The sequence below is a fragment of the Candidatus Defluviibacterium haderslevense genome, assembly GCA_016712225.1.
Classification (GTDB): Bacteria; Bacteroidota; Bacteroidia; order Chitinophagales; family Saprospiraceae; genus Vicinibacter; species Vicinibacter haderslevensis.
Genome location: JADJRL010000003.1, coordinates 594,883 through 615,458 on the forward strand (window position 1 = coordinate 594,883; position 20,576 = coordinate 615,458).

Annotated in this window: 5 protein-coding genes; all 5 read right to left on the minus strand. The window is 35.6% G+C overall.

Translation table 11 applies throughout. The features are described from left to right. Positions 1 to 10: 10 nt before the first annotated feature. Positions 11 to 3,262 carry a M36 family metallopeptidase gene (locus IPK88_02625; GenBank protein MBK8242295.1) on the minus strand — a complete coding sequence of 1,084 codons (3,252 nt, stop codon included), beginning with the start codon at positions 3,260 to 3,262 and terminating at the stop codon, positions 11 to 13. Between the two features lie 171 nt (positions 3,263 to 3,433). Then, positions 3,434 to 12,253, minus strand: a complete 8,820-nt coding sequence (locus IPK88_02630) for a T9SS type A sorting domain-containing protein (protein MBK8242296.1) — start codon at positions 12,251 to 12,253, stop codon at positions 3,434 to 3,436. 400 nt (positions 12,254 to 12,653) lie between these two features. Then, complete coding sequence (locus IPK88_02635; GenBank protein MBK8242297.1) at positions 12,654 to 13,199, minus strand: GNAT family N-acetyltransferase; 546 nt, start codon at positions 13,197 to 13,199, stop codon at positions 12,654 to 12,656. 102 nt (positions 13,200 to 13,301) lie between these two features. Next, on the minus strand, positions 13,302 to 17,840 hold the full coding sequence (locus IPK88_02640; protein ID MBK8242298.1) for a T9SS type A sorting domain-containing protein: 4,539 nt from the start codon (positions 17,838 to 17,840) through the stop codon (positions 13,302 to 13,304). A gap of 386 nt (positions 17,841 to 18,226) precedes the next feature. After that, positions 18,227 to 20,515 carry a T9SS type A sorting domain-containing protein gene (locus IPK88_02645; GenBank protein MBK8242299.1) on the minus strand — a complete coding sequence of 763 codons (2,289 nt, stop codon included), beginning with the start codon at positions 20,513 to 20,515 and terminating at the stop codon, positions 18,227 to 18,229. Positions 20,516 to 20,576 lie beyond the last annotated feature (61 nt).

Sequence of the window (20,576 nt, forward strand, 5' to 3'; positions counted from 1 at the left end):
CAATTCGCACCTATCCCTTCACAAATTTCAAATACTCAACACGCTCTCCGGATCTGATGGCTACGAAATATATTCCGGGAATCAACAAAGAGGTATTCAATCGAATCACATCATGTGGATGAACGACAAAATGGTTCTCATCCAACTGCTGTTTTTGAAGATTGTACAATTGGATAGATATGGATTGGATGTCCCGAAGATTAGAAACTATTTTTAATTCATTGGAAACAGGATTGGGATACAAAGTCCAATCTGAATGTTTAGCAGAACCTATTTTTGCAGTAGCCCAATTACTGGTGAGTAATTCTTGATTAGAATCTATGATTTGTAATTTATAATGATAGTCCTGATTTGGTACTATAGCATAGTCCAGATATTGCAATGGATTGGACTGCACATTCAATGCAATGGTGTCGATAGCTTCTCGATCTAAGGATTTATATCTTTTAAGTAAACGCATGGATTGCATTTCAACAGCAGATTCAACATTCCAACTTAACCCAATGTGATCTGTTTGTGGGTCTGCAAAAAGTACTACATCATTTAATCCTAATGGTCTTAAACCAAATAATTGAAATTCTGACATTTGAAGACATCCTGGCGGTAGATTAGAAGCCGATACGCCATCATCCCGCCTGAAACTACTGCCTTGATTAGCTGAATATCCCAATCCACGACGAGCGAAAACATTCCAAATAATACAACTATTAGCTCCCCCATAAAGCAAGGTGTCGGCCTTTAATATTGCATTTCTGGAGTCTACAAATCCTGGCGAACAAACTTGTAGTTTGAGTCCTTCCATGACCAATTTAAATGCCTTTATATTTCCTGCAGAAGAATTACTTTTATAAATATCAGGCTCCATCCCATACTGCGTTATTAATGCCCAGGTCATATCCCAAATCATAGAACACCAGATATATCCGATCCCATGGGGCTGTGTTATGTGGTATACATCGGGCATCTGATTGTAATTTGCTGGATTAATATTCAGATCTACATTGTATGGTGTATTTCTGATACCCATTCCTGAAGGTGCATGACCTGAAGACCAAGTAGCCAATCCGCGATTCTGATAAGCGTAATCAGTAATTTTCATGGTCATAGCTAAACCAAAATAATCACTCCATCCCTCACCCGCTTGTTCTGCATTGGATAAACAATTTACATTATTCGGTCCCCCGGTTAGTCTATTCGATATGCCATGACCATATTCATGTGATATAATACCACCATCAAAATTTCCATCTGCTAACGCAGGAAAAGTATTGGATAATTCACCGAAAGATGGCAAACCATTTTTTATTTTTTGACAATCCGATTGACTTAATTCGATCACAGGTATAGTAACCAATTGACCATAACCTCCGGTTGGTATAGGGTCCGGATAACCCGCCGTTGTTTTACATACCGCTGTGGCCACTGCACCCTCTAATTGTGCCTTATAAGCTTTAAAACTGATATCACAGTTGCCATCATCCACAAATGCAATCTTACCATTAATGGCACTTCCATTCACTATCGGCTGACAGACATCATTGAAATTTCCTACAGCATCATAAGCCAATACATTAGAAGCTTTCAAATAAGTAGGAATTTGTGGACCAAAACCAGCCCTTGAAAAAATATAGGAGGTATTATTAACAACAAATTTATAAGATGAGGAAGGCAATAATGTCAATTTTACACCACGGGACAATTCCATTTTTATTTTAACACAATCAGACTCACGAATCATGACCACAGGAATATTAACGCCACTACTAAATCCGCCAATGACGAATGGTTCTGTTGGATCGTTATTGCAGATGACCAGTGCTATAGCACCTGCACTTTGTGCCTTACTAATTTTGCTGACATAAGAACAAATACCACGGTCCACTAAAGCAATCTTTCCATTCACAGCACTGGCATTTACATAATTGTTACACCCCAGACTTGGATTGGAAGAACCATCATTGGCTAATATAAGATCACTTGAAATAGGCGCCTTGATCACCGGACCTATTGCAGCAGGAACAAACATTATTTTACCAGCAATATTTGAAGGAGATTCAATAATCGCAGTATCGAACGTAGGCGTCTGCCAGACATACATTTGCATCTGTGGCGGATACCCGTCCACCGGTGTTCCAAAATTGGCATTATTTCTTGCCCCATCAATATAGTCTATTCCTTCAGCAATAACATTATCCAAATCCTGACCTCCACGATTCACATTATTGTATTGAAAATTTCCGGCAGCTTCAATAAATCCGTATTGATACCAAACATCATGCATCACATTATTCCAATAAAACAAATTGGTAATCGCAGCATTTTTATTTTGTGCAGGAGCATTGGCAGGATTGTAAGTAAAATCAAAATTTAATGCACTACCACCTACAGCACGTGCTGCATCACCACCTGTAGGCATATCATTATTATCCATGTCCTCATAGGCATCCACATTATTTCCCTGACTGGACCTGTAATTGAACTGTCCATCACTATGCCAGCCAAAAGGACTGGCGTTAGGAGCCTTAACCCAAGGAGTCATGACTAAACTGCGTGATCCGTGATTGGGACTTTCTACCGGAATGGAATAGACCCTATAACAAGAGTTACTTAAAGCTGTAGTTTGTGAAGATTCATCTTTGGAAAATAAACTTTTTTGTTCAAAACTCCTGTGGCTTAAATCGCAGGACAACATTTGATTGTGTTCCTCCAATATTGAACCATTAACAGGATCTACAAATACATTCCACCATTCGGCACTGTTTTTTCTTTTCCAAAATATTTGAACTGCTTGTTTGATTAATTGCTCCTGAACATAAAATGATGGTCTGGATTTAATTTCATCCTGATTAAATTCTGTAATTAAATAAGTTTCCCATTGATCCTTTTGTGCTGAACGAGATACTTTAGGTGAAATGGTTCCAACATTTTGTTTACTTTTAATCACTACTTGAACACATTCTATTGTTGAATATCGTGAACGTGATGTTTGAATTTTTGAATCAATATCTGATACTAAAAATCCACTTTTATGCATAAGTTGATTATGTGCATCGAAATGAAGAGACATTTGTATGGGATAAATGGGTATTCCCTTATATTGTTGTTCTAAATAAACATGTTTAAAACCAGTAGTGGGATCTGCATATTGTGATGAAATGCGAATTGTTGATAGGTCTTGTACGTTTAATTTCTGATCCGAAAGATTTGGCAATATATGTTCCAAAGTAAATTGTCCTATTGCGCAATAATTTATAAAAATCATTGCCACAAATAAAATCCTTAACTTTAAATACAAAATGTTCATTTCAATATAAGTTACAAAGATAAAAAATACTCTGCGGTATTAGGATAAAAAAATAGCTTTACAAAAAAAGGAACATCACCAATGAAGGTAATGTTCCTCAATCACTAATTATCGTTTGTTATACATATTTCAATTTTGAACTACCATCTTTTTCGTGATGGTTTGATTGGCATAATCTACTTGATAGTAGTAAACGCCTGACACTGACAATACATTTCTACTTACCGTAAATCGATTGATACCCTTTTGCATGAGTTTGGCTTCTTGGTAATAAACCTTTCCAGTAGCATCATAAATCGACAATTTTGCTTCGCCCTGACTAGGAATAAAGACATCGATCGTTGATTCATTGACCATTGGATTTGGCTCATTTTGCATCACATTAAAATCAGGAGATTTAGTCCATTGATTATAAATCAAGGACACTTGTTCTTCCTGATCATCATTGATATTAATGGCCAGTGAAGGAGTTACTGCTGAACTAAGTTTTAAGTATTGAGCTAGCTGACCATAATCTTTTGCCAAGAATTTAATTCTAAATAATGGTGTATTATCCTCAAGCTTACCATTCCAACAAACACTCATTAAACCTTGAGCAGTTTTTGATAAGTTAGCATTCGCCTCTGTAAATCCTGTTGATTCAAAACCAATGACATCCAATATTTGAATAGCCTTAGGATTAAAATCAAATGTTGATTGGAATCCTAAAAATTCACTGCAATTCTTCAAAGTAATAATGGCATCATAAATCTGTCCTGCTTCTATTTTTTGGTTTTCTAAACCTAGCTCTAAAGGATGCTGAGAACGAATCACAACATTTTGATTTAAACCTCTTGTTTTAGCACTTTCATTGATGTCTCCAATCTTTATTCCAATGAAATTAACTTTCATATCACTCATTAATGGTTTGATGATATAAGACTCTGGAAAAGTCTCATTCATGGCATTCAGTGGATCATTAAATGAATAGGATTGATCCACAAATCTCCAGCTTGTATTACCCGGAATATCAGCAGTAACACCCAAAATCAATTTCCTGATATCAGAAATATCTTTGGCTGTTATGGAACCAGATTTATTCACATCAGCTGCGATCAGTTTATAAGGCGAGATTATTTTTTCTTGACCCAATATATGTTTTTGAATTTTCACAATATCTGCAGTCGTAACCCCATTCAACCAATCATCATTTTTCTCAGGTTTGATCACGTAATCATTTCTTGTTGGAACTTGTTCAAATTTATATTGCCCCTCGAAATTAGTTAGTGTTGCATTCATGTTACTTTGATCCAAATTAACTGAAGCATACTCTACTTGTTTATTCCTTTCAGAGGTAATCAATCCTTCGACAACAACATTCGTCAAAGTATTCGGACAAATGTCAACTAGATTGCTGTCTTGAACGATAATAAATGTTTTACATACTGATTGATTACCATTTTCATCAGTAACATACAAATCTAAATCAACACGTCCAATATCACCACAACCAAAAGTTCGTGATACATCATTGGTATCAGAAGTAAAACTAAATTTAATGGCTGCACCACATGCCCCGGAACTTGCAACATTAATATCTGATGCACGAATCATGGCTTCTTCATTATCGATAGGGTATGGTTCGTAAATTCCATTTCCATTGACATCTACTGGCACCAAACCAATAGCTAATCCTTTAATGCAATATGCAGTTGGCGCCTTACAGAATCTTATCTCAACCTGATTATGACATTTAGCTACATTTCCACATAGATCTTCTACTTCCCAATAAATGATATGTATTCCCTTAGGCCAAAGATTTCTGGTTCGTATTTTACCAATATCGCGGAAGGAATAGTCGATAGTACCATCACTATTAAAATCGATTTTATATCTATAAATCATATCATCCGGATCCGTACAATCATCCACAGCTTTTATCCTGAGGTCGATTTCAAATGGTGAACAATCCGCTCCATAATTGCAAATTATAGTATCAGGACAAACGTCAACTATTCGAGGATCTACACTATTGATTACTTTTATTATTTGTGTATCGGTATAGATTATGATATTATTTTTGAAATCGCGTTCGCACCAATCTATAATTTTCCACACTCTAAATATTTTAAAACATGGATCTCCTGGTATAGTTGGTGAAAACTTAAGGTCGTCATAACTGATTCCCACCTGACTACATTCATCATCTTTAAATGTTGGAAGTCCATTAATCGCAGGCAAATGTTCTGGTATCAATACACTTGGATCACAAATTCCGGTGGTATCTAAATCCAGTGGCCACACAATACTTAAATCATTTAATGGTTTGTAATTGATAATGTGAATTCCTTGAGTACAACTATCCTGATTACCAAACTGATCTATGGCAATAAATTTTCGATATATAAATCCTTTTCCACATTGATCTAAGTGGCTGGTATCCGTCTCCTCCAATATTGTAGGTGGACAATTATCAAGCGCTATTCCATCTAAAGGATAACCATAAACATCATGTTCATAAATTGGATCAATGATGATTGTATCCCGATCTAATTGTGATAAAACTACTTTTCCAAATGTATAATCCAATTGACTAAAATCAATATCAAATCTACAATCAATTGCAATATCAGGAGGACAAGTGATTCTTGGTTTATCTTTGTCCTGAACTTCAACTAACACCATACATATGCCTTCATTACCACTTTGATCTATTACTTTAAATCCAATCATAATTTCTTTCCCAACATCATCACAACACAATCCCACTTCTGGACCCCAAACACTTGCAGATGTATCACAGCTCAAATTATCCATTCGTCGAACTTCGAAATGATCCACATGACATTCATCAAAACTTCCATCATCAAATACAGCAGCAGGAATCCAATTGACGCCAGCCCCATTTAAAGATACAACAGTTCTACGCTGACAAATGGCCACTGGTTCTGTGGCATCACGAACCGTAACAATAAGTGTATCTGTTGTCAAATTATAACATGAATCATATAAGCGATATACGATCGTGTCTAAACCTACTGGTAATTCAACAGAACCTCCATTCTTGTTTTTTAATATTCCTCCCGGATAGACTACATCGATGGTTCTAATTCCATGACATGCATCTTCCGCATAAATTGGAGGCAATACTACTTGTGCATAACATGATTTATTGGTTGTCGTAGCGTGGAAATCATTTCCTAAGAAACTAACCACCGGACCATCAATATCTTTAATTTCAAAAATTTGTAAACTTGTTCGGGTTATTTCTCCACTGCACCACCATTCACGAACTCTCCAAGTACGCATGATTTTACGAACGCAATTGATTTCACCAAGATCAATATCTGAATAATCTGCTACTAAATTGCAAATCACATTTACATTGGGCCATATACTATCACCTTCTAGAGTAGGTAATCCAGTAACATATGGATGTGGATGTCCTTCAGCATCTAATCGATCAATTCTTCCACAGAATAATTCAACTTTTTCTGGTGGAAAAATAATGCTATCTAAATTTGGACGCTCCACAATTAACAATTGTGAACAAGTATCACTAACATTTCCTAATAAATCGGTTGAAACATATTTACGTGTTACCCGCTTAATAAAACGAGGATCACAATAAATCGGTTCAACAAATTCATCTAATAAGGTTACCTCATATTGACTACAATCGGTAGCAACAGCAGGTCGTTCCATATTATTAAATACCCTACAACTAACCGTGTCATTAAGACATAATATTTCCGGAGCTAATTTATCTTCAATCTTAACATAAGACCAACAAGAATTACCAGTAGTTGGATCTGTTACAGTAGCTATTATTGTCTCACCAAGCCATTCTGCAGTAATTGGGTTTGGAATTGGTTTTCCATGGAAACTCAAATCAACAATAAAAATATCGTAGCAATTAAAATCATTCGTTAATAAGGATTTAGCGGTAATGTAGGTTTGACAAGAACTATCTAAAGCCAGATTAATATTCTTACATGAAATACTTGTAGATCCCAAAATATTAATTTCAAAACTACATGTTGCCTTATTTCCACCGCCATCTGTAACTTCATAAACATTAGTAGTTACGCCCGGAGGAAATGGATTACCACTTGGAATTCCGGCAATAAGTTTATTCTGCAAACCTCCTTCAAATTCGACTATATATCTGCGGGATAATAAAGATGGACTATCAAACCATCTACCGGTTGGATCCCAGAACCAAACAAAATCTCCAGGAATTACTCCGGGTTGACCTAATCCCCAATTGGCATAATTGAATGGTTCTCCTGTAGTCCATTTAAAACCATTAAGTGAAGGAAAATATCTTAAACCAATCCAGTATTGATTGTCCAATAATCCGATAATGGTTTGAATTTTAGTTTGAAGAAAATTATTTTCATTGGCATTATCAATGGTTACTAAATGTCCGCCTAATTGTGCCGCAGTCAAGTTAGCATCGGTCCAGATTTTATGATTTGGAAGTCCTGCATTGGATATATAATATGTGTTGCCATTATATGATCCCAAATAGGATAATCCAGGAAATACTGCTGTAGTATCAAAACAATTATCATTGGCTTCCACATTATAACACAATACTCTATTACACTCCATACTATCCAATAATAAAGTCATATCTGCAGGGCAAGTTATGGTTGGTGCTATGGTATCATTTACATTAATGATCTGTGCACAAGTACTCATATTACCACACACATCTGTTGCTTTATAAGTTCTCGTTAAAGTAAATTTACTTGGAAACGATTGATTACTTTTAACATCAGACACATGAGAATTCACAACAGCTCCTGCACAATTATCAATACTATTCACAGTAGCCGGATCAATTGGCGGAACTTCATTTGGACAAATTAAATTCAAATTCGGTGGGCATGTAAGTCGCGGATTGATATCATCATTCACTGTAATAAGTTGAACACAGGTTCCTTGATTCCCACATGCATCAACCGCAGCATAAGTTCTTCTTACCGTAAATTTATTTAAACAGGTCTGTCCTTCTATTACATCATTCAGAAAACTGTTAGTCACAATTCCAGAACAATTATCAGATGAAGTTATTAAGCCTACATTAGATGCAGGGACATTGGATGCACAAGTTACAGTTTGATTTGCAGGGCAATTGACCACAGGTCTAGTGGTATCATTCACAGTAATAACTTGAACACATTCTACAAATGGACAACAATTATTAGTAACTCTATAAGTCCTTGTCAAAGTAAATTTATGTGCACAAGTTCTGCCAGATTCTACTTCACTTTGCAACACAACATTTAACGCACCACCAGGACAAGGATTTCCAAGTATTTGTACTGAATTGATATTTGCTACAGGAACTTCTGAAGAACATGAAACCGTTAAATGATTTGGACATTGAATTACAGGAGGTCCATAAACTGTTACAGTATAAACAACCAGGTCATTTGCACATTCATCCGGATCTAAAAGATTATCATTATCTGCATCAAAAAATATTCTAAAGTTCATTACAAGTGTGCCAGGTATAAGTGGATCAACCAATGATACACTTCTAGAATAAGGTGTTCCAGCAAATGCTGCAATTGGAAATGTACCATCTGCAGGTGCAAAATTTACATTTGTGCGTGTGAATTGCTGAATGACTTTTACCTGTGCACTGAGTGAAACATTAGTTTGATCTATAAACTGTGTAAATGTAATATTATTCGGCGTTGTACCGCAAACATTGAAAGTACCGGACTCATCAACACCGTTATGATTATTGGTTAATTGAATTCCATTTATAGTCGTTTGTAAAGAAGGCACAGGATTTACAGTAATTAAATATCTGATGGTATCTCCAAGACATTCACCGGGATCTATGGCCGTATTATTATTCGTATCTGACCATGGCAATAAAGTGATAGTTACAATTCCTCCAACTGCAGGATTAACTAAACCGGCGGTAGCAGGATTAACAGGAATAAAACTGGAAACAGGTGCAGAACATGCATTACACCAAGGTGCAAACAAAGTACCCGAATTAGAAATCGTTTGATAAATTCTAACATTTGCCGAACCAGTTAATTCTAAAAACGGACTACTAATAAAAACATTATTAGGTGTGGCATTACAAACAGAAAATCTTGCTGTATCTGGAATGCCATCATTGTTATTTGTTAGCTGTACTCCATTGATATTAGCTTGTATGGTTGGTTTTGGTAATACGGTAATGACATACCTTAAGGTATCACCTGTACATTCGTCTGGATCTATGATCTGATCATCTGATTCATCTTGCCATACTAAAAAAGTAACAGTGACTGTTCCTCCAATTAATGGATTCACCAAACTGGCTGTAGCAAAATTTGGTGGCGTAAAATTTCCAATGGAGGTAGCACAATTATTGCACCATGGAACAAAATTAGTACCATTTGTAATGAAGGATTGAAACACATTGGGTTCAGAAGCACCCGTCAATTCCTGAAATGCATCAGAAATAAAAACATTATTTGTGATACCATCACAAACGGTAACCCTACCTGTATCTGTAATACCATCAAAATTATTAATGACTAAAACATTGTTTACTTCAGCTTGTAATCTTGGCTTAGGATTAATGATATAATTTATTGTTATTGAATCACCAAAACAATCAATCAACGGATCAAAATTATTATCAAAATCTACATCGGAATAAAAAATAATTTTTTGTGTTGCAGTTCCAACCATAGTTGGATCAACTAAAGTCAAACTATAATTCGTTCCATTAAATATGGTTGAATTTAATACACCCACTGTATTATCAAATTGTTCAATCTCCGCAGGCGGCGGGCTTGCTACCAAACCATTAATATTACCATTCGAGGCTGTTTGTGCAATATAAGCATGAGAAGCATTGGTGGTAACTGCATTCCAAGTATAGAATGTTCCATTACAAATATTTATCGTGGCAACTTCAGATGGATCTTGATTTCCATCATTATTACTTGACACCAGAATTGCTGGCCCACCATTCGTATTATATGTGAAAGAAGCCGTTGGCACTGCTCCAACAGGAGCTGCAGGAGGTGCTCCTTCAAGCCATGGACAATAAATGACTAAATCTGAAACGGCAGCTCCGGATCCTCCATTAGGAGTTGTTGGACCGGATGGATCATCCCAATAATTAATGGTTGCATCCACTATATTTGGACTTAAATTATTAACTCCAAATTGATCACCGGCAAACCAGTTACCGGGTGTAGCAGTAACATTACCAGCATCTGCCATCAAGAGTACATCTGTGCCATTATCAATGACATCATTGAATATATTTCCGGTCACACTTCCGTATCCGGAATTTATGAATCGTACACCAATGCCATTGTCGTAAATATGATTATTATCAACATTTGCAAAACCACCATTAACATCAATACCAATAGCATACCCATTTATGGATGAAAGATTTCCTGAAATGGATGCTGACGCTTCTGATCCCATTACTACAAGGCCTATTCCTGTCTGTCCTGTATTATTTAATTCTGAATTGTTTTCAATGATTATAGATGCACTGTATGGACTTGAACTTGATGGTGATATTACTTCGATTCCAGATAAACCACCGATTACAGAAACCTGATCTAAAAATAAAGCTACAAATCCTAATACTGTATTTGGAGCAAACAAAGGTGGATTTAGTAATGTGTCTACTCTTGCGCGAATACCAACTTGAATTGCGTTAATTAAAACATTACTCATATAAATTTCACAATTTCCGCCACCTCCAAAGTACGGATCTACATTATCTGCATTAATTCCAATTAGGGAATTACCAACTGAACCACCATATATCGTGATAACATTTGATGTAGGCAAATTCCATAAATTAATACCGCGTCCAAATTCTCCTCCGTTGTCTCCAACGATATTATTAGACAATAAAACCGTAGACCCTAATTGAACAGACCAAAGATTAATACCCCAGGTAAAATCTGAAGTTCCTGTTACTCCAGATGCTGCATTGATTGTATTATTACTTATGGTCACTAAAGCATTTGGGGCATAGAATAAATTTGTATGTATACCTATTGCATCTTGGCCTACAGTCACATTATTACCGCTCCAAGTCATGCTACCATTGCTGAAGAAATTTTGTAAATGGATTCCAATATTATTCGTGCTAACTTCAATGGTATTATTTGTAATATCCGCATATGCATTGGTAAATAAAATCACTGCTTGACCACCATTGACTGGGTCTGATCCAAAATTTCGGATAATATTTTCATTAATAATGTTGCCACTTGAAACTGGCCCATCATTCGATAAACTTATTCCTCGTTGTGCAATATTTTGAATGATACAATATTCAATTGTAAAATTATTTAAAGGATTTGATACATCACTGTTATCTCTATTGGTAACACCTCGTCTTGCATCAATATCAATGGTTCCCGTTTGTAAAATACTGGGACCAACAATTGCAGGATTATTTCCATCAATTACTATACCATTAAGGGTTACCTGATCAACCAATATTCTAAATAAATCATTCGCTCCCGGATTTCCTCCTAGTGGATTGCTTGTAGGAGGTGTTATGATGGCTTCAGTTGTCGGATCTGCTTTAGGGCCATCGACACCATTTGTAAATAATGCAAAACGTGTATTCGCATTTGTATTGGCCTGAGGTCCATTAAATGTTAATTGTTTATATACAGTTACCAATTCTGGATAAGTTCCTGCGGCTATGGTAATGACGTGTCCATCCAAAGTCAATGGGTCATCAATGGCAGCTTGAATCGTTGCATAATTATTTCCGGTATTAACATTTGTGACCTGTGCATAATTATATGGATTGATTCCAAAGAATAGAACTAAAGTAAATACATGTAATCTTATTTTTTCAAATAAAAGTACAGACTTCTTGGTTTTAAAAAAGGAAGATGAAGTTCTATTGACTTTGAACTTTGTAATAGCACAAAAATGAGGGTTCGACATCCTAGTCATAAATTACAATTTTAGTAAAACATTAAATTTTTACTAAACCGTCTTGATGCAGAATGCAACTGGTGCTAAAGAAATACTTTGGGTAAAAAAGAATAAACTACTTGGAGTCAATTCTTGATGCAAACATATTATGAAATAATTTAATATAATAATTTATTTATATATTTATTTTATTTTATATATAATACACTTATTAATAATTAATTATATAATTAATATTCCTATATGGGTTGTTTTATTTTATACCCTTACATAGGATAGTTTCTATTTCAAGTTTTGACGATAAGAAAAAATTTATAAACATTTTGAACCTCTTCTTAAATAATTTAAAGTTAACCTAATGATCCAAAGATGGAGCGAACGTAAAAAATAAAGCATTCAACCAATCAAGATTGATCATTTATTTTAAGATGTATTCACTTCGAAGTAATGAACATACCAGTGAATCTTCCATAATATTATTTTTAAAGTAGTGCTTTCTCAATAATCCTTCTTCCACAAAATTAAATTTTTTGAGCAACTTAATGGATACTTCATTTTGGGGACTCACGAAAGCTTCTATTCTATTAAGATGCATTACTTCAAAACCATAATGAATTATTTTCTGAAGAGCCTCGGTCATCAATCCCTTATTTTTATCTCGCTCAGAAAATAAATGGTAACCTATTTCTGCACGACCATGTTCAATATAATACGTATGAAATCCACACGCACCTATTATAGATTCAGTTTTCTTATTGATGAGTTGAAAGTTGACAAAAGTCTTATTAAATGTAGCGAAACCAAGACTATACTTTCTTTTCTCTTCTTGCATTAATTGTCCATTTTCTAAACCAAAAAAATGCATGATCTCCTGATTCGAATAATGATTAAAAACGAAATCATAAACATCAGGAGTCAATATTCGTAGTTTCATTCTGGGTGTTTCTAAATACTCAAGATTCATACACTCTATTAATACATCAATAAAAAATATCCATAAATTCAAAAAGGGAGTTACTGTTTCCAGTAACCCCCTTTTGTATTATTCACTTTAAATCAATCCACCTTATTTCAATATCACCATCTTCCTGGTTTGTGTATTGGTATCAAAATCTACTTGATAATAATATACTCCATTGGATTCTATTTGCGTCTTCTCGATCATCCATTCATTATATCCTTTATTGAATGTCTTCTCTTCTTTGTAATATATTTTTCCTGTCGCATCATAGATCGTCAACATCACTTCTCCTTTATGTGGCAACAACATTCCTATTGATGTTGTCGTCGACCATGGATTCGGTTCGTTTTGTAATAACACAAATTCTGTTGCTACTCCAGCGCTAGATCGCAATTGGATTCTGCTATCTTCCAATGCTTTATCAAATCCCAACATCGGCGTGATCGATGAATTGATACTGATCACATCACTCAATTTAACATCCGTTCTTGCTCTTAACTTAAGTGTAAACAATCTTTCGTTATTCGTCGCCTGTCCATTCCAACTGATCGTTATCTTTCCTAATCCTTCATGATACATCGAGTAATTGTCATCCCCGAATCGTATCGATTTGTTTCCTTCTAAATCCATGATTTCCATCGCCTCTGGTCTCACTTCTAAAGTCATTTGGAAACCTCCGAATTCTGATATATTGTTTGACGAAAATGGTATTTCTATGATCTCATTCTCCTTCACACTTTGATTTTCAAAATTCAAATCCAATACCTGGCTACTTCTGATCACGGTATTACTTACTCCTCGAGTCTTCGCTGATTGATTCACATCTCCCACTTTTACTCCGATGAAATTGACATTCATATTACTGCTCAATACATTGATCGGATAATTTTCAGGAAAGTTTTCATTCAATGCTTCACTCACATTTCTAAATGTGAAGTTCTCATCTACAAATCTCCAACTTGTATTCCCAGGTATCGCATTCGTAACTCCTAAGATTAATTTTCTCAGATCCGATATATCTTTCGCCGTTACTGACTTCGATTTATTCACATCTGCTGCTATCATTCTATATGGCGTCTTGATGACTTCTACTCCTAAGATATGGCGTTGTATTTTAACGATATCTGCTGTACTTACTCCATTCAACCAATCATCATTCTTATTCGCTACTACTTCATGCGCTCCTCCAGTTGGTATCGGACCAAACGCATACTCTCCTTCAAAATTGGTATTCACTTTTCCGATGGCAGCTTGTGCTAATTCTACCTCTACATATTCTACTTTCTTTCCATCTTCTGTCTTGATCAATCCACTTACGGTTACGTCTTGTAAGTTTGTATTACATTTTGGTAAATTTTCCGGATTATCCCACACTATGATCACGGTCTTACACACGGATGTATTTCCATTGATATCTGTTACCCATAATTCCACATTTTGTGGTCCGACTTCATTACATGTAAATATTCTAGACTTGTCTGCTGTGTCTTTGCTAAAACTTAAGTTTACTTTATATCCGCAGTTATGGCTTGAGCCCGCATCTATATCACTTGCCCACACTTGTACCATCTTCGTATCTGCTGTCCCATCTCCATCTAAATCCATAGGTACTAATCCGACTGAGATATCTCGATGACAATATGCTGTTGGCGCTTTGCAATTGATTAAATTCACCTCCGATTGACATATTGCTGTGTTTCCGCATCGATCTTCAACTTCCCACTTCAATATGTGTCTGCCCAATGGCCATGTTCCTGTCGCTACATTTCCTCCGATGGATGCATTAACGATATCTATAATTCCATCGCTATTCAAATCTACTTTATATCGATATAATAAATCTGTTGCTTCCGTACAATCATCTGTGGCATCAATACTTAATCGGATAGGGATCGGTCTGCATTCTACATCATACGTACATATTGTCGTATCTCTACATAGCTTCGTAATAACCGGATCCACTAAATTACTTATTTTTATGATTTGCGTATCTATATAAAATTGGATATCTCCCGCATCATTCCGATAACACCAATCGATCACCTTCCATACCCTAAATATTTTAAAACATGGATCCCCGGGTACCGTTTGTGAAAATACATGATCTTTATAACTGATTCCTATTAAACTACATTCATCATCCGTGAATGTTGGTAAATTATATGGTGCTGCCAATCGCTCTGGTATCAATAAATCCGGATTACAAATTCCCGATGTGTCAAAATTCTCTGGCCATATAATTCCTATTCTTCCTCCTCGATGGTGATTCGTGATCGAAATATGTTGGGTACATGATGCACTATTGCCCTGACGATCTGTTACTGTAAATAATCTGATGATCGTTCCTATTCCACATTGATTGATGGATGATGAATCAATAAATTCCCGTACCACAGGATCACAATTATCATGAGCCAATCCATCTTCCGGATGTCCATGTATTTCACTCCAATAAATTGGATCTATTATTATTTTTTCCCGATCTTCCTGACGCGTTACTACCTTTCCAAAAGATGCATCCAAGTGGTCCATATCTATATCATATCGACAATCCACATACACATCTGGTGGGCAACTAATCGTAGGTACATCTTTGTCCTGAACTTCCACACTCACCATACATACACTTGCGTTTCCACTCGCATCTATAGCTCTAAACGCTACCATCCATGATGCCCCTACATCCTCGCAACAAAATCCTACTTCTGGACCCCAATCATCTGCTCCTACTATCCCACATCTGTTGTCATCCATTCTTCGCACTTCGAAATGATGTAAATGACATTCATCAAAACTTCCATCATCAAATACTTCTGCAGGCACCCAATTGACTCCTGCATCATTCAATGATACTACTGTGCGTCTTTCGCAGATCGCTACAGGTTCTGTTTCATCCCTCACAGTCACCAATAAAGTATCTATTGTTACATTGTAACAATTATCATAGATTCGATAAACTATAGTGTCCACTCCTACTGGCAATAACACTCGTCCGCCATTTTTATTAATTAATATTCCTCCTGGATATTCTACATCTGTTCGCAATACTTTATGACATGCATCATAGGCATCTACTGGTGGTAATTCGATATCTGCATAACATGATTTATGACTCGTCGTCGCATGAAAATCATACGGCGCATGGGTAATAATAGGTCCCTCGACATCTTTGATTTGTATAAATTGTTGGAAGGTTCTAGTGAGTTCTTGATTACACCACCATTCTCTGACTCTCCATGTTCGCATGATCTTATGTGTACATGCGATCTCTCCCAAATCCTGGTCTGTATAATCTACATAAAGATTACAAACAAAATTGACACTTGGCCAAATGCTATCCCCTTCTAAAGTAGGAATTCCAGTTACATAAGGATGTGGATTACCATTCTCATCTTCTCTTATAATTTCTTGGCAATACAAAATAATATTTTGTTCCGGATAAACGACAGCATTAATATCCGGCCGTCTTACCAAAATACTTTGACTGCAAGTATCGCTGACGTTTCCTTGTGCATCTGTAGATACCCATTTACGTATGACTTCTTTAATATACAATTCATCACATTCAATTTTTTCAACTATTTCATCAAGCAATTGAACGGTATAACGGCTGCAATCTTCTGAAACAGCAGGATTGATCTGATGCTCAAATTGCAAACAACTTACAATTTCATCCCTACAGATTATTTCTGGAGCCAGTTTATCTTCGATTTTAAGGTATGACCAACAAGAATTACCTGATATTCTATCAAGAACTGTTGCAATGATTTGATCTCCTAGATAATGTGAATCAATTGGATTCGGTATAAGTTTACCATAATGAGACAAACTTACATCAAATGCTTCATAACAATTATAAGGTCCGGTTAATAACATTTGTGGTGTTATAAAAGCTTCGCAATTCTGATCCAATGAAATGTTTACATTCTTACAAGAAAGCGCACCATTATCGGTATCCAAATTAATACCAAATTCACCAAGTCCGAATCCATTTGCGCCTGCATCGACTGTAATTGTAATTGAAGTTAAATTACAATTACCCAAGGTATAAAAAGCGAACCCTGTTGCACCACCTGCACCATCTACATTGATAAGACCAGAAGAAGTGCCATCATTCGCAAGCGCTTCTACAGTATACACTGCAAAATTGTTTGGCTCAACATAGCAATAAAAAGCATTTGTCTTAGTTGGTAACGTGATGGTTATTGTTTGGTCATTAATAAAATAAATATCACCAGCATAGCCATGGGACCAGGTCGCCCACCCATTACCAATTCTTCGATGATCCCCTGCAATAGAAAAATCAATCGTCTTTGGACAAACAGAAGGTGCAATAACATCTATTTCCAAATTAAATAATGGTCTGTCATCTAATGGAAACGGAGTCATTTGATAACCTCCAATGGTTGCTGGAGGTGCATTAATTCCAAGTGTTCCATCAAATACAATTCCTGCTGTTAAAGGATTCAATCCAGATTGGATCAGTAAAAATACTGAGGCTAATGCAAACGATGTTGCATACCTTCTTTGTTTGAATTGAATGGAATGAATTACACCATCTTTTAAATTGTAAATGCTAATCAGCATTAATCTAAAAAATCGTAATAATCTTGTAGTGTGAGCAATAAGTCTAGTATATGTCATAACAAAAGCGTTTGTGAATAATCTTCCTTTAAACGCTAAATGACGTAATGAACCTAGAAATTATACCTTTTGGGAGGTGTAAATACAATGCAAATATAGCAATTATTTTATATATTATATTAAATTATAATATATTTTTATACATAATATATATATAACTGTAAATGTGATAATTATAATGTAAAATATTTTTAATGTTGTATCAAACCTATTAACTATTTGCATTTATTTCTTAGTTCATTTAGTCTTTAGGCCTAATTAGTATTTATAAACATTCTATAAACTACCATATTTATATTTCAAACTTAACTTTTAATAACTACAATTAATTATTAAAAAAAGCGATCCCCGCTAGAGATCGCTTTTGAAACATTTTTTTATTTAACCTATTTCAATATCACCATTTTCCTGGTTTGCGTATTGGTATCAAAATCTACTTGATAATAATATACACCATTGGATTCTATTTGCGTCTTTTCAATCATCCATTCATTATATCCTTTATTGAATGTCTTCTCTTCTTTGTAATATATTTTTCCTGTCGCATCATAGATCGTCAACATCACTTCACCTTTGTGTGGCAACAACATGCCTATTGATGTTGTCGTTGACCATGGATTCGGTTCGTTTTGTAACAATACAAATTCAGTTGCTACTCCTGTACTGGATCGCAATTGGATTCTGCTATCTTCCAATTCTTTATCAAATCCCAACATTGGTGTGATTGATGAATTGATACTGATCACATCACTCAACTTAACATTTGTTCTTGCTCTTAACTTAAGCGTAAACAATCTTTCGTTATTCACGGCCTGACCATTCCAACTGATCGTTATCTTTCCTAATCCTTCATGATACATCGAGTAATTGTCATCCCCAAATCGTATGGATTTGTTTCCTTCTACATCTATTATTTCCATCGCCTCTGGTCTCACCTCTAAGGTCATTTGGAAACCTCCAAATTCTGATATATTGTTTGATGAAAATGGTATTTCTATGATATCATTTTCTTTCACACTTTGATTTTCAAAATTCAAATCCAATACCTGGCTACTTCTGATCACGGTATTACTTACTCCTCGAGTCTTCGCTGATTGATTCACATCTCCCACTTTTACTCCGATGAAATTTACATTCATATTACTGCTCAATACATTGATCGGATAATTTTCAGGAAAGTTTTCATTCAACGCTTCACTCACATTTCTAAATGTAAAATTCTCATCTACAAATCTCCAACTTGTATTCCCAGGTATCGCATTCGTAACTCCTAAGATTAATTTTCTGAGATCTGAGATATCTTTCGCTGTTACTGACTTCGATTTATTCACATCCGCAGCTATCATTCTGTATGGCGTTTTAATGACTTCGATTCCTAAGATATGGCGTTGTATTTTAACGATATCTGCCGTACTTACTCCATTCAACCAATCATCATTCTTATTCGCTACTACTTCATGCGCTCCTCCAGTTGGTATCGGACCAAACGCATACTCTCCTTCAAAATTGGTATTCACTTTTCCAATGGCAGCTTGTGCTAATTCTACCTCTACATATTCTACTTTCTTTCCATCTTCTGTCTTAATCAATCCGCTTACTGTAACATCTTGTAAGTTTGTATTACACTTTGGCAAATTCTCCGGATTATCCCACACAATGATCACGGTCTTACACACAGATGTATTTCCATTGATATCTGTTACCCATAATTCCACATTTTGTGGTCCGACTTCATTACATGTAAATATTCTTGACTTGTCTGCTGTGTCTTTGCTAAAACTTAAGTTTACTTTATATCCGCAGTTATGGCTTGAGCCCGCATCTATATCACTAGCCCACACTTGTACCATCTTTGTATCTGCTGTCCCATCTCCATCTAAATCCATAGGTACTAAACCGACTGAGATATCTCGATGACAATATGCTGTTGGTGCTTTACAATTAATTAAATTCACTACAGATTGACATATTGCTGTATTCCCACATCGATCTTCAACTTCCCACTTCAATATGTGTCTGCCCAATGGCCATGTTCCTGTCGCTACATTTCCTCCTATGGATGCATTAACGATATCTATAATTCCATCGCTATTCAAATCTACTTTATATCGATATAATAAATCTGTTGCTTCCGTACAATCATCTGTGGCATCAATACTTAATCGGATCGGGATCGGTCTGCATTCTACATCATACGTACATATTGTAGTATCTCTACATAGCTTCGTAATAACCGGATCCACTAAATTACTTATTTTTATGATTTGCGTATCAATATAAAATTGGATATCTCCCGCATCATTCCGATAACACCAATCGATCACCTTCCATACCCTAAATATTTTAAAACATGGATCCCCGGGTACCGTTTGTGAAAATACATGATCGTGATAACTGATTCCTACTAAACTACATTCATCATCCGTGAATGTTGGTAAATTATATGGTGCTGCCAATCGCTCTGGAATCAACAAATCCGGATTACAAATTCCCGATGTGTCAAAATTCTCTGGCCATATAATTCCTATTCTTCCATCACGATGGTGATTCGTGATCGAAATATGTTGGGTACATGATGCACTATTGCCCTGACGATCTGTTACTGTAAATAATCTGATGATCGTTCCTATTCCACATTGATTGATGGATGATGAATCAATAAATTCCCGTACCACAGGATCACAATTATCATGAGCCAATCCATCTTCCGGATGTCCATGTATTTCACTCCAATAA